Origin of the sequence: Methanolobus sp. WCC4 (assembly GCF_038022665.1) — an archaeon.
Lineage (GTDB): Archaea > Halobacteriota > Methanosarcinia > Methanosarcinales > Methanosarcinaceae > Methanolobus.
Window position 1 is genome coordinate 1,362,913 of sequence record NZ_CP150629.1, and the last position, 14,514, is coordinate 1,377,426.

General features: G+C 44.2%; 11 protein-coding genes. 9 read left to right on the forward strand and 2 right to left on the reverse strand.

The genetic code is table 11. The annotated features are described in order from the left end of the window. Positions 1-23: 23 nt before the first annotated feature. From V7O63_RS06710 to V7O63_RS06730, 5 genes are all read left to right on the forward strand, one after another. Positions 24-3,578 carry a methyl-accepting chemotaxis protein gene (locus tag V7O63_RS06710; RefSeq protein ID WP_340820731.1) on the forward strand — a complete coding sequence of 1,185 codons (3,555 nt, stop codon included), beginning with the start codon at positions 24-26 and terminating at the stop codon, positions 3,576-3,578. 14 nt (positions 3,579-3,592) lie between these two features. After that, complete coding sequence (locus V7O63_RS06715) at positions 3,593-4,084, forward strand: chemotaxis protein CheW (protein ID WP_340820732.1); 492 nt, start codon at positions 3,593-3,595, stop codon at positions 4,082-4,084. 174 nt (positions 4,085-4,258) lie between these two features. Further along, the gene (locus V7O63_RS06720) at positions 4,259-4,858 is read left to right on the forward strand and encodes a CheR family methyltransferase (RefSeq protein WP_340820814.1); all 600 of its coding nucleotides are present in this window, start codon (positions 4,259-4,261) and stop codon (positions 4,856-4,858) included. Between the two features lie 258 nt (positions 4,859-5,116). Continuing rightward, positions 5,117-5,440: a hypothetical protein gene (locus V7O63_RS06725; protein WP_340820733.1), complete on the forward strand. Its 324-nt coding sequence runs from the start codon at positions 5,117-5,119 to the stop codon at positions 5,438-5,440. A gap of 38 nt (positions 5,441-5,478) precedes the next feature. Further along, positions 5,479-6,732 (forward strand): CYTH domain-containing protein, encoded by a 1,254-nt coding sequence (locus tag V7O63_RS06730; RefSeq protein WP_340820734.1) that lies wholly within the window; start codon positions 5,479-5,481, stop codon positions 6,730-6,732. On the opposite strand, the gene pap is transcribed toward V7O63_RS06730, so the two are convergent. Together pap and V7O63_RS06740 are read right to left on the reverse strand one after the other, a co-directional pair. After that, entirely contained in the window at positions 6,726-8,228 is a 1,503-nt protein-coding gene (pap, locus tag V7O63_RS06735; RefSeq protein WP_340820735.1) for a polyphosphate:AMP phosphotransferase, read from the reverse strand. The two genes, V7O63_RS06730 and pap, sit on opposite strands and share 7 nt — an antisense overlap. A 54-nt stretch (positions 8,229-8,282) precedes the next feature. Beyond that, positions 8,283-9,548 carry an MgtC/SapB family protein gene (locus tag V7O63_RS06740; RefSeq protein WP_340820736.1) on the reverse strand — a complete coding sequence of 422 codons (1,266 nt, stop codon included), beginning with the start codon at positions 9,546-9,548 and terminating at the stop codon, positions 8,283-8,285. 160 nt (positions 9,549-9,708) lie between these two features. On the opposite strand from V7O63_RS06740, the gene V7O63_RS06745 reads away from it, so the two are divergent. From V7O63_RS06745 to V7O63_RS06760, 4 genes are all read left to right on the forward strand, one after another. Beyond that, a complete protein-coding gene (locus V7O63_RS06745; RefSeq protein WP_340820737.1) occupies positions 9,709-10,053 on the forward strand; it encodes a 4Fe-4S binding protein in 345 nt (114 codons plus the stop codon). Positions 10,054-10,089: 36 nt separating this feature from the next. Beyond that, positions 10,090-11,193: a CHAD domain-containing protein gene (locus tag V7O63_RS06750; RefSeq protein WP_340820738.1), complete on the forward strand. Its 1,104-nt coding sequence runs from the start codon at positions 10,090-10,092 to the stop codon at positions 11,191-11,193. 151 nt (positions 11,194-11,344) lie between these two features. Beyond that, on the forward strand, positions 11,345-13,429 hold the full coding sequence (gene ppk1, locus V7O63_RS06755) for a polyphosphate kinase 1 (protein WP_340820740.1): 2,085 nt from the start codon (positions 11,345-11,347) through the stop codon (positions 13,427-13,429). Beyond that, a complete protein-coding gene (locus tag V7O63_RS06760; RefSeq protein WP_340820741.1) occupies positions 13,426-14,316 on the forward strand; it encodes an exopolyphosphatase in 891 nt (296 codons plus the stop codon). Before ppk1 ends, V7O63_RS06760 begins: the two co-directional genes overlap by 4 nt. Positions 14,317-14,514 lie beyond the last annotated feature (198 nt).

Genomic DNA, 14,514 nt, shown 5'->3' on the forward strand with positions numbered 1-14,514 from the left:
TTTTGATGTTATAGGGTGAAAACATGTTAGGCAAAAACAATAAAAATAATAAATTGTATCAGGGAATAATTGAAGTTCTGGATTCTATTGAGAACGGCAATTCTGGCACAAGGCTGGATATGCAAGCCAGCGGGATAGAAAAAGAGATGGCAGATGCATTGAATGCTTTTCTGGATAAGGCCACCGGATGGAAGAATGAGGTCGATGAGCAGAAAAGGTCTGTAGAACAAGCTTCTCTTAAGACTGACAGGCTATGCAATGATGTGACCGCTGTCTTGGATGCCATTGCCAGCGGTAGTTCTGATACAAGGATGAACTCACAGGCTTCCGGAACTGAAAGAAAGATGGCAGAATCAATGAATGCTTTTCTGGATAAGGCTGCCGGATGGAAGGAACAGGTCGATGAGCAGAGTAGACTTTCAGAGCAGATCAACCAGCTTGTAGCTTCTACTATCGAAGGTAAGCTCGATGTTCGCGCTGATCCTGAACTGTTCAGTGGTGAGTTCAAAGAACTTGTCCAGGGGATAAATGAGATGCTTGACTCCATTGTCAGACCATTCAATGCAGCATCCAAATACGTTGACCGTCTTTCTAAGGGAGATATCCCTCCAAAGATCACAAAGGAATTCAAGGGCGAATATGACGATTTCAAGAATAACCTGAACATCTGTGTAGATGCGATCAACGCACTCATCGAGGATTCAGAGAGCCTTGCAATGGCAGGTGCTGAAGGCAGGGTTGATGAACGTGCCGACGCAACACGCCATGGTGGCGAGTTCAGGACGATCATAGAGAACCTTAATAACACTCTTGACTCCATTGCAAAACCTCTCAATGAGAGCAATGATGTACTTCTCAAACTGGCAGTGAATGACTTTGAGACTGCTGTTGAAGGTGAATATAACGGGGTTTTCAATGAAACCGCCACTGCTGTGAATGAAGTACGTAACAGGCTTCTTAACATCCAGCGTACTTTCGAGTTCATGGCCAGGGGTGACTTCAGTGACCTTGAAAGATATAAACAGGCAGGTAAGCGCTCTGAGAATGATAAGCTCTTGCCATACACTATCGGACTTATGGAAACTGTCAAGGGCATGTCCGATGAGTTCATTGAACTTGGTCATGCTACAGAAGACGGTAACCTTGAACACAGGGTCGACCCTTCAAAGTTCTCCGGTCTTTTCCAGGAAGCTGTCAGTGCTGTAAATGACGCATTCGATGCTGTTGTCGATCCACTTAATGTAGCTGCTGAACATGTTGACCAGATATCAAAAGGTATGATCCCTGAAAAGATCACTGATGAATATAAGGGTGACTTCAATACTATCAAGAACAACATCAATGCATGTATCGATGGTCTTGGTGGTATGGTCGAGGCCAACAATGTACTGCAAAAGATGGCAGTTAATGACTTTACTGTAAGCGTTGACGGGGATTTCGAGGGAATCTATGCTGAGGTGGCTCATGCTACAAATGAAGTACGTAACAGGCTTCTTAACATCCAGCGTACCTTCGAGTTCATGGCCAAGGGTGACTTCAATGACCTTGAAAGATATAAGCAGGCAGGCAAGCGCTCTGAGAATGACAAACTTCTTCCTTACACTATCAGACTTATGGAAACTGTCAAGGGCATGTCTGACGAGTTCATAGGACTGGGTCATGCCGCAGAAGCAGGCGATCTGTCATACAGGGTTGATTCTTCACAATTTGCCGGTCTTTTCCAGGAGGCTGTCAGTACTGTAAATGATGCCTTTGATGCTCTTATCGATCCACTCAATGTAGCAGCAGATTATGTAGAGATGATCTCTCGTGGAGAGGTTCCTGAGAAGATCACCGATGAATACAATGGAGACTTCAACCATCTCAAGAACAATATCAATCACTGTATCGATGGTCTTGGTGGTCTTGTAGAGTCCAATGAGATCCTGCAGCTAATGTCCGAGAACGACCACACGAGATCAGTGGAAGGGGATTACCAGGGAATCTATGCAGAGGTTGCATCTGCTACCAACGGTATCCGTCAGAGACTTCTTACTGTTATGAGTGTCAACAAGAAGATCGCAGTTGGTGACCTGAGCGACCTTGAGGGACTTAAGAAGGTCGGAAAGCGTTCAGAGAACGACGAGCTGATTCCATGTTATATCTCAATGATGAGCAACATCGAAGGTATCGTTGATGAGTTCATAAAGCTCGGTAATGCAGCAGAAGCTGGAAACCTTGACTACAGGGCAGATGGTTCTATCTATCAAGGAAGTTTCAATGATGCGATCAATACTGTCAATGTAGCCATAGATGCACTTGTTAATCCACTTAATGAGGCAATGAGAATTGTCAATAAGTATTCTGAAGGTGACCTCAATGCAAGGTTCGGCTTTGAAACAAAGGGTGACTTCAAGGTATTCTCCGGTACCCTCGATGATTTCGGTGCAAACCTGCAGGAGATCATAGCTGATTCATCCACTGTACTGGAAGCTATATCCAACAATGATCTCAGTCAGGCAGTTTCTGTTCACGGTGTAGGTGACTTCAAGGTGCTTACAGATGGTATCGAGGATACCAGAAGATCATTGAACAATGTCGTATCAATGGTCCATGACAGCTCAAGGAATGTCGCGTCAACGGCTGAAGAGATGTCGGCTTCTGTTGAGGAGATGACATCCTCATCATATCAGGTTGCAGACACTGTATCTGAGATATCAAGAGGTGCACAGAGTCAGGCAGCAAAGTCCGAAGAGGTCTCACGTGCAATGGTCGATATGACCATGACCGTGCAGGAAGTTGCCACAAATTCACAGAAGGCAGCGGAGAATGCAAAGGAGTCCAATGAACTGATCAACAGTCTCGGTGCAAATGCTAATGATCTTCTTCTGAAGATGGATTCGATCAAAGAAGCTACCGGTGCATCATCAAATGTCATTATGGAACTTGATGGTAAATCCAAGCAGATCGGTGAGATAGTCAATCTGATCACTAATATTGCAGACCAGACCAACCTGCTTGCACTCAATGCAGCAATTGAGGCAGCACGTGCAGGTGAGCATGGTCGTGGATTTGCAGTGGTTGCGGATGAAGTAAGAAAACTTGCTGAGGACTCAGGTAATGCAGCTAAGGAGATATCCGGTCTCATTGGTGAGATCCAGGAAGGAACACATAATGCGGTTACCTCCATGCAGCAGGGTTCAGAAGAGGTAGAGGCAGGAGCAACTGCACTTCAGGAAGCTGTTTCTATCATTGAGAGCGTAGTAGAATCAGGAAACACTATAGCAAATATGGTTCAGGACATTGCAGCTGCTGCACAGGAACAGTCTGCTTCAATTGAAGAAGTTACATCCTCCATTGAAGAGGTCAGTGCCATTTCCGAGGAATCTGCAGCAGGAACTGAACAAGCCTCCGCAGCAGTACAGGAACAGAGTGCTACAATGCAGGAACTTTCAAGATCCGCTGAGGACCTTTCCAGCCTTGCAGGTGATATGAAGCTGGTTGTTGACAAATTCATCCTGGATTCTAACGCATCATCTGGCGGCACCGATGAAATTGAAGCAAAAGATTTTGAAAAGATGGAACATGCTCTTGTCTGATGAGATGATATGATATGAACGACGTTTCGGAATCAGGAACAGGTCCTTCGGATGAATTACTGCAGATGGTCGTCTTCCAGCTTGGAGACGAGGAATTCGGCGTAGAGATCATGAAGGTACAGGAGATCATAAGGATGCCTGAGATCACTCAGATCCCCCAATCTCCTGATTTTGTAGAAGGTGTCATCAATTTGCGTGGCAGGATCATTGTTGTGATCAACCTCGATAAGAGATTCAACCTTTCCTCAAAGGAAGTTGATGAACATTCACGTATCATTGTCGTTGAGATCGGTGACAATGTGGTGGGTATGATCGTTGATTCTGTCAATGAGGTATTAAGGATACCTGCTTCAAGTGTTGATCCGGCACCTGAACTTGTTATGTCCAGTGTCAGCAAGGAGTACATCACAGGCGTAGGCAAAATGGATAATCGCCTTTTGATCTTCCTTGACCTTGCCAGGATCCTTGACAAAAAGGAAGTTGAAGATATCGCAAAACTCGCCTGATATTCAGGTGACCGATATTTTCTTCCTCTTTTCTTTCTCTCTTTCTTTTTTAATTTTAGTTCTATTCTATTTGAATCCCAAGTTCTGTGCATCCTATAATCTTTATAGATTTATTTAAATATAATTAAAACAATATATGTTTGGCCGACCGACCCGGTCACAGGAGAGGATAATATAGCTTTCACTTACTTTTTCAGAGATCTGCAAACACTTGAGATGATAAGGGACTATGTGATACCGGAGCTTAGAAGTCGCAGGTATATACATATATGGGATGCTGGTTGTGCCATGGGTCCTGAACCTTACACACTGGCAATGGTTCTCAGGGAGAACATGGGTATGACCTTCAGGAATGTACGTATCCATGCAACTGATATAGATAACAGTGACCTTTTTGGCGATATCATCAAAAAGGGAGTGTATCCAAGGGAAATGGTCCAGAGGATACCAAAACCCATATTCGAGAAGTATTTCTCACCGGCAGATGAACCTGACCACTATGTCATTGCTGAGGAGATAAGGAAGTGCGTCGAGTTCACAAGACAGAACCTCCTTGACCTGAAACCTGTAAGGACAGGGCTTAATCTCGTCCTTTGTAAGAATGTCCTTCTTCACTTCAAGGAACAGGAAAGGGTAGATGTCCTTAAGATGTTCCATGATGCTCTTGATGGTGGATACCTTGCTACTGAACAGACGCAGAAGCTCCCGCCGGAACTGGAAGGTTATTTTGAACCGGTTGTAGCGAATGCACAACTCTATCGCAAGGTTGCATGAGATTACAAGGACCATGCAAAGTTAAGGCTCTGTAGAAATCCTAATTGTTGATGAGCTACACTAATAACCGCAGATAAACACAGATACACTCACCTCCTGCGGAGTTGAGTGCCTGCTGAACAATAGTTCAGCAGGTTACACAGATATCGATAATTTGAATCTGCGTTTATCTGTGTTCATCTGTGGTTTGTATTAATATAGAGGATTTCTACAGAGCCAAAGTTAACATAATATAACATAACATAACAGGTGTTTCAGATGCCGGACGAACTATCATTCAATCTTCTTCCTCCTGTACAGGGTTCGGAGTACAGGTGGCTGAACATCGACCGGCACGATGTAAGGGTTGGAAAGGTAAGGGGTAAGGTAGAGAACGATATTCTTTTCATCTATTCAATAACCATCTTTCCTGAATTCGAAGGCAGGAGCTATGGCAGAAAGACCATTGATCTCTTCAAAGGGCGGTACTCTACCATCGTTGCGGACAGGGTACGTCCGACTGCAGTAGGGTTCTGGGAGAAGATGGGCTTTTCAAATAATGGCGATGGTTCTTTTGTATTCAGCGATAAAGGCAGTTCCTGAATAGAAGATTTTTAACTCAGAACAAAGTATCTCTCTTTATGGAAATTGAAGCCAAGTTCATTGTATCGGAACGTGACCTTTTTGACAGCCTTATGAACATCGACCAGATAGAGGGGTTCGATGTTCAGGATGCAGTTGTCAAAGAATTCAGGGATACCTATCTTGATACTGTGGACATGGCCATATATGGTTCCGGTTTTTCGTTCCGTTGCAGGGAGAAGCCGGGTAAGGTCGTCTACACTATCAAGTCCCTGAAAAGTTCCGGTTCCCTTATCCACATGAGGGAAGAGGTGGAGTTCAGTATGCCAGAGAAGCTTCCTGTCAGGCAGTGGGACAACTGTGTACTCAGGAAAAGGGTGCTGGAGATGATAGGTTCAGGTGAACTGTATCCACTTTTTACAGTGGAACACAAAAGGACCGATCTCAAAGTAATGGGTCCCACCGGGCAGATCGCTGAGTTGAGCTTCGATGATGTGACCATCGCCTGTGACGATAATGAGAAGAGCTATCTTGAACTTGAAGTTGAGCTTATGGGTGAAGGCAAAGAGGAGGTCCTTCACAGAATAGCTGAATTCTTCAGGGATGAGATCGGCCTTACTGTGGGAAGCAGTTCCAAGTTCGACAATGGTTTTGAACTCTATATGGAAAATATCCGCAGGGATGCAGAAAGATATGACTGTGGTGAAATCCCCGAAACAAAGGATATCACTTTCCTTCCTTTGAGAGAGATGTTCGATGAGTATAATGTAGAACAGGACCATGCACGCAAGGTTACTGAGAATTCTCTCATCCTTTTTGATGCCTTGAAGCCGATCCATGGTCTGGATGACGGACTTCGTCAGACAATGAGATTTGCAGCACTGGTGCATGATATCGGTGTCATGACAGATGCGAAGACCCATCATAAGGTGGGAAGGGACATCCTCCTGAGCTCATGCCCGGAGGAACTTCCATGTCCTCTCTGTCTGTTCCTCCCATGGACAACATTCCTTCATAAGAAAAGGATCGACAGGAACAAATTGTTGAAACTGGCTCAGAAGAACAAGTTTGCCAGCCTGCCTTTAAAGATGCAGGATGACATCCTTAAAATGGCATCCATATTGCGGATGGCAGACGGTATGGATATCAGCAGGATGAACACCAGGATAGTTGAAATCGACCTTGATAAAGAGGACATCGTGGTCAGGTTACATGGAAGAGCTGCCGGAGTGGATGCCGACAGGGCTGATACCAAAGCAGACCTCTGGCGACTGCTTTTTGAAAAGGATATCTATTTCAGGGAAGACTACTGAAGCCCACGTTGCTCCAGTTCGCTTTCTATGCGTTCGATGATCGTCTCAAGTATCTTGATCCTCGCATAGTACTTGTCATTGGCTTCTACGATTGTCCAGGGTGCCCGGGTAGTGCTTGTCTTCTGTAGCATCTCGTCTGCAGCATTGAGATAGAGGTCCCATTTCTCGCGGTTACGCCAGTCGTCAGGTGTGATCTTCCACTGTTTATGGGCTGTGTTCTCACGTTGCTTGAACCTGTTAAGCTGTTCTCCCTTGTCGATATGGGTCCAGAACTTGATGATTATGGCACCGTAGTTCGTAAGGGTTTCCTCGAACTCGTTGATCTCCCTGTAAGCACGCTTCCATTCATGGGTATTGCACAGTTTCTCAACCCTTTCCACAAGCACCCTGCCATACCAGCTCCTGTCATATATGCCAATATGGCCTGCTTCAGGTATCTCGTTGTAGAACCTCCAAAGGTAATGATGTGCCAGGTCGTATTCTGAAGGCACTCCCACAGGTGTCACACGGTATAAGCGTGGGTTCAGTTTCTGTGCAAACCGTTTAATACCACCTCCCTTCCCGGAAGCATCCCAGCCTTCGAACACTACGATAAGTGGTATCTGATTCCTGAACAGTTCATATTGCAGCTTCGCTATCTTTTTCTGGCAGGCCTTTTTTTGCTTTTTGTATTCCTTGAAAGTAAGGCTCTTGTCCATGTCAACCTTTTCAAGTATCGATGAATCTATGTTGGGGATGATGCAGTTCTCAGGATGGTGACCTTGAGTTGCTTTTACAGTGTTCTCAACCTCGACGATCTTACTTTCTATCGATTCGATGGTCTTTGCCAGCACCTTTACAGTGGCGAAGTTCCTGTCCTCTGCTTCAATGATGGTCCAGGGTGCATGTGCTCTGTCAGTCCTTTCAAGGATCCCTTCTATCATCGGAAGATGTCTGTCATACTCATTGAGATACTCCAGCTCTTCTTCCTCTACAATAAAAAGTGGAACTCCATCCCTTTTCAGTTCCTGGTATCTTCTTTCCTGTTCCTCTTTGCTGACATGAAGGAAGAATTTGATAAGAAGGTATCCTTCGTCAGTGAGCTGTCTTTCGAAATAAGTTATACCGTCAAGGCATTTTGGCATACGACTGTCTGCTTTTCCTTTGCCGTCGTGTTCTATTATTGCCCTGCGGTACCAGCTCCTGTCAAAGATAGCGATACTCCCTTTCTTTGGTATCTTTATCCAGAAACGCCATAGAAGTGGTTTTTGTTCTTCCTGGTGGCAGGGCTTACCGGTGGTATAGAGGTCGAATCCCATTGGGTTGAGTGCCAGAAGGAACCGGTTGATTATCTCTGTCATACCGGATGCATGCCATCCTTCAAAGACTATGATGACAGGTATGTCCATCTTCCATGCTTTTCTCTGCAGCTCTCCAATGTGTATCTGTAGTTCATCGATCACATTATCGTAATCTTTTTTGCTGAGTTTCTTTGAGAGATCCACATTTTCAAGCATTTTTCATCACTAGTAATATCTATCTAAAATTTGTATATGTGTCGATGCATAAAATCATTGAAGAATGTATGAGCGTATGTAAAAGCTCCATACTACCAGTGTAATTGAACCGGCTATCACAATTGCGAGGAAAGACAACAGTGATCTCCTGGAAAGTTCAGGTGAGCCTGTGATCCTTATATAGAATATTTTGCTGAGGGTGCTGATGAGTCCGGCAAGGATGGCCGTTTCTGCAGCCGTCTGTGTAGAGAGGTTTCCCGAGAATGCCAGCGCAGCAACTGATGCCGTAACGGCAGAACTACTGACGATGCCTCCAAGGGCTGTAACATATGCTCCTCCAGCTCCCCCGTATTCATTAGCAAAATTAGCTACTACCAGAAGTATTGTGAACACAGCCCCAAATTTGAATGCAGGACCAAGTGCGAAGGGTGAACCTATCTCAATACTCTCTTCTGTCGTCACGTTCTTCTTCCATTTCAGTGCAACAACAACCATGGCAATAAATCCCATTACAATGAATGGTGGAGCCATCATCAGGGCAGTATCTGCGCCGGGGTCTGCTATGAGTGCTATCAGGGTATTACTTATGATCATTGACACAACAGAGAGCATGGCTCCTACATGGATGGAATCCGTGAGTATCGGTCTTTTCTTTGACAATCCGGAAAGTGCAGCTACTGTCGCTTCACTGCTTATGAACCCACCAAAAAGTCCCGAATATGGGATGCCTGCTTCCGGTCCCATCCTTTTCAGGGATAGGTAGCTCACAAAGCTGATGAATGAGACGAGAACTACAATGAGGATCGCTGACTTTAGCCTGAGAATGCCAAAGAGTGGTTCTTCCGGCATGATGGGATAGAGCACAAATGCAACTGCCAGGAACTTCAGGGCACTGTTGATATCTTCCTCAGATAGATGTTCTGCGAATGAATGTAGAGGTTTCTTCTCTATTAGGAGGAAGGTCAGTATCAGTGCTGAGACTATGGCTATCAGGTATAGCTCATAGGCAACGATGATACCTAACAGATATGTACAGAAGAGTGCGATGGCAGTCGTCAGTCCTGATTTGCCTTTGAGGACGTTGAGTGAATATATGATAGCTGCTGAGGCAAATGCCACAAGCAGAGTGGTAAGAATAAGCATCCACATGCCTGTATGTTCTGTAAGTATGGTGGCAATGGTTCCTGTCATACATGTTATAGAAAAGGTCCTCACACCAGCGAATATCTTCTTATCAGCACGCCAGTGTTCTCTCTCAAGTCCTACAAGTATGCCTATCATCAGAGAAAGCAATATCTTTTCCAGAAGTATGAAGTGCAAAGGGTCAATACCCCATTGTATTTCAGGTATAATAGTAATATCTCCTTGAACAGGTAGTTCTAAGGTCAGCAACCATTCATATAATAAGCAGTCGCAGTTGTTATATAAAATCTATACACTATATAAATTTATATATGTAACTGATGATGGGGGAACGATCGTGCCATTGGTAATTAAAACGAAATGTGTATCCTGCAAGAAGTGTGTCAGGAAGTGTCCGGTAGATGCCATCGATATGGTAAAAGGGAAAGCACTTATCGTTGAAGATAAATGTATCAACTGTGGAAAGTGCATTAAGATATGTCCGGTAAAAGCTATACTCAGGGACAGGGATATTGTAAAGTATCAGATAAGTGCCGATCTTGATGATGTAAAGGATTCACTTTCAAAGTACAAGAGCAAGAAAGCTAAGAAGAGACTGGTGAAAAGTCAGCTCCGGCAGATAAGGTTGCAACAGAAGGTCCTTCGTGGAAAGATGAAGGCACTGAAACATCTCAAGCTCTGATAACCGACCCTAAGGCTATCACAAAGAAGAGGTAGAATGTCATCAAATGAGGTAAATGTTCCTGCTACTGCACCAGTTCCTTCCTCAGAGGTGAAGGAAGATTCTCCGGTGAGCACTATCCTGGTACCATTCTCTGAATTTCGGTCCATGAAAAGGACCGACATCAAGGCAGCAGACACGATGCGTGAGGCTGCACGTAAGATACTGATGTTCCATTTCGGAGTGATGATCGAGCATGAAAGAGGTACCAGGGTAGGGAAGGACATCGAGGAACTTCATGATATGAGGGTTGCAGCAATGCGTATGCGTTCTATCATCGAGGTCCTTGAGGACTATCTTGACATGAAGAAGATGTATCCTCATTACAGGAATATCAAGAGGACAAGAAAGGTGCTTGGTTCAGTACGTGACCTGGACGTCTTCCTTGAGGTTATCGATCATTATCTTGAGGACAAGCCACCCGAGGCAAGGGAGGGAATGGACCCGCTAACTGATTCGATCCTTATCGAGAGGGCAAAACAGCGTGGTAATATGCTTATCTATCTGGACGATGTGAAGTACAATAAGTTCAAGGAAGAGTTTGCCGGCTACCTGCTTCAAAGGAAGTTCTGGAAGATGAAGACTTCAAAGAAGAACGATGAGCCTGTTCCATGCAGGGTCGTGGACGTTCTTCCTGTACTCATATATACACAGCTCGCAACTGTAAGATCATATGCCGACCTTCTTGAAAAAGAGACAATGGATCCATATCTTGAGAAATATCATCAATTGAGGATCGATGTTAAGATATTGCGCTATACACTGGAGTTCTTCAAAGAGGTCCTTGGTGATGAGTCTAAGGATGTGATAAAGGATCTGAAAGCCCTTCAGGATAATCTGGGGGACATGCATGATACGGTGGTTGCACTTGAGCTTCTTGAGAATTTCGAGAAATATGGCAGATGGGGTGCAGCAGATAAGAAGCAGATAGCTGCTTCCAACGGACTTCGTGATTACCCGGGTGTAGATGCCTATATCGAGTACAGGAAGCAGGAACTCCAGAACCTCGTGGATGGATTCCCTGAAGTCTGGGCGAGGGTTATCGAGCCTGATCTCAGTGTAAGGCTATCACAGGCAATAGCAGGTATCTATAATTCCTGAATACTATCTATTCAGGGACCTGAATTAACTATACGATGCTATATTGTGATATATAGGACTATATATGAATCTGTATGAAGTGTTAACTAATAGAATGGCTGTAGTTTTTCCAAAATATGACGGTTTTCTATCGTTCTTAAAGTTGAGTAAAATGAGTTTTATATCAAGTGAAGTGGATGAATACGTTAACAGGGAGATAAGCTGGCTCTCATTCAATGAGAGGGTCCTTCAGGAAGCGAAGGATCCGCAGGTACCATTACTTGAACGTCTGAAATTCCTTGGTATCTTCTCTTCAAACCTCGATGAGTTCTTTAGTGTGAGGGTTGGTACCCTGCAACGTATGATCGATGCCGGGGTCAGGTCCAAAGCAATGGTCGGTGCCTCACCAAAAAAGGTCATGAAAGATGTGCACAGCAAAGTACTGTCGTTACGTGATGATTTTGACAGCACTTTCAGAGAGATCACACAGGAGCTTGAAAAACATAACATATTCATTGTTGATGAGACACATCTTGATGAGCAGCAGAAGTCATTCCTGAAGACCTACTTCCAGGAAAAGGTGCGTCCACGTCTTATTCCGGTCATGCTCAAGGACATCCCTGATTTCCCCTACCTTAAGAACCAGGTTATCTATCTGCTTATCGATGTACGGAAGAAATGGAATCCTCAGGCATCCAAGTTCGCTCTTATCGAGGTTCCTGCAGATGTCCTTCCGCGTTTTATCATGCTTCCGGGGTCCGATGACAGGAAATGTGTCATCATGCTGGATGATGTGATCCGTTTTGGTCTTGATGATATATTCTCTACCTTTGATTATGATTCCATAGGTGCATATACGATAAAACTGACAAGGGATGCTGAGCTTGATATCGATGATGATGTCACCAAGAGTTTCTTCGAGAAGGTATCAGATAGTCTTGAGGAAAGGAAGAAGGGTCAGCCCGTGCGTTTCGTGTATGACAGGGAGATGCCTTATTATCTTCTTGACTTTGCTTTGAACAGGCTTGGTATACAGAAGTTCGAGAACCTTGTACCGGGTGGTAAATATCACAATGCTAAGGATTTCATGGGCTTCCCACATGTGGGTCCTGATTCTTTCTATTATGAAAAGAAGCATCCTTTAGCTCATAAGGACCTTGTCACCCACAAAAGCATCTTCAATGCCATAAGGGAACGTGACATTCTGCTCCATTACCCATATCAGTCCTTCGATTCATTCATAGATCTGTTGAGAGAGGCAGCTATCGACCCGGCTGTATCCAGTATAAAGGTCACTCTTTACAGAGTTGCTAAGAACTCAAATGTCATCAATGCGCTTATCAATGCTATAAAGAACGGTAAGGATGTCACTGTAGTCATTGAACTTCAGGCAAGGTTCGATGAGAGGTCCAATATATACTGGACCCAGAAACTTGAAGAAGCAGGAGCAAGGATCATCGATGGTGTGCCGGGTCTTAAGGTGCACTCCAAACTCTGCCATATCACCAGGACAGAAGGCGACAAAAAGGTTCACTACTCATGTATTGGTACTGGTAACTTCAACGAATCCACTGCAAAGCTCTATTGTGACCATATGCTCATGACCGCTAACAAAGAGCTGACTGATGAAGTAGAGAAGGTCTTTGAATTCTTCGCTCATAACTACAAGGTCTATGACTATAAGCATCTCATAGTAGCTCCCCTTCAGATGCGTAAGGCATTTGAGAAATGCATCGACAATGAGATCGAGAATGCAAAGGCAGGAAAGCCTGCATATATACATGTGAAGGTCAACAGTCTCGTTGACAGCAAGATGATCAATAAGCTCTATGAGGCTGGTAAAGCAGGTGTCAGTATAAAGATGGTCGTCAGAGGTATATGTTCTCTTGTGCCGGGGGTCAAAGGTCTCAGTGAGAACATAGAGGTCATCAGCATCGTTGACAAATACCTTGAACACTCACGTATATTCATCTTCTGTAACGATGGTGAGGAAAAGTACTACATCTCATCTGCTGACTGGATGGTAAGGAACCTTGACAGGCGTGTGGAAGTTGCCACCCCCATATATGATAAGGCTCTTCAGGAAGAGCTGCGGATGTACATGGACCTTCAGTTCATGGACAACACAAAGGCCAGGATCATCAATGAACAACAGGATAACAAGTACAAGAAGGGTGGTGACAGGTCATGCCGTGCACAGGAAGACACTTACACCTTCCTTAAAGAAAAACTTGAGAATAAGGATAAGATACAATGAAATTTGCAGCGATAGATGTTGGTTCCAATGCAGTCAGATTGCTTCTGTCGAGAGTTGATACCGAAGGGATCGAACCTATCTATGAAAAGGTTTCAGTCATAAGAATGCCGATCCGTCTCGGAGAGGATGCTTTTGTTCATAACAACATTTCTCAGGACAAGATATCCCGTCTTGTCAGTACGATGATGGCTTTCAGGCATTTGATGGATGCTTATGAACCTATCGATTACATGGCATGTGCGACCTCAGCTATGAGAGAGGCTGATAACAGTGATGAGATAATTTCACTGATCAAAGAGAAGAGTGGCATTGACCTTAATGTTATAAGTGGAAGGAAAGAGGCTAAGATCATCTATTCCAACCGGATCGAGAAGGTGATAGGACATGGTAATTCCACATATCTCCACATTGATGTGGGTGGAGGAAGTACTGAACTGATCCTTTTCAAAGGCAAGGAAGTTTTTGCTTACAGGTCCTTCAATATAGGTACGATCAGGATCCTTGAAGGTATCGTGACAAAGAAGGACTGGAATGAGATGAAGAAGTGGGTCAAGGACGTTACTGCTGAACATAACCCTGACCATGCCATTGGCAGCGGAGGAAATATCAACAAGATCTTTCGTATGTCAGGCAGGAAGGATGGCACTCTTATCAAGCGTGGTGATATTAAATATCTCAACAGGTATCTGAAAGGATTCACGCTGGAACAACGTATTACCAAACTGGGCCTGCGTCCTGACAGGGCTGATGTGATCGTGCCCGCCTCTAAGATATATGCCTCTGTTATGGAATGGGGTGACATCAACGCAATGCATGTTCCTCAACTGGGCCTTGCAGATGGTATAATACACGTTCTGTACAAGAAACATAAGGATAATTATGTATAAGTGTCTATAATATTCCATTTTTTGTCCATGGGTATATGGGGCATAACCATGTCTATAGATGCCTTTTTTACGCCTTATTATAATTTATTTATACTTATTTATCGCCATAGGGCAGAATCCTATGTTCATAATATATAAATACTGATTTAATAGAACATTCCATAATCAAGAAAAAACGGATCCCATGTATGTTTGTTG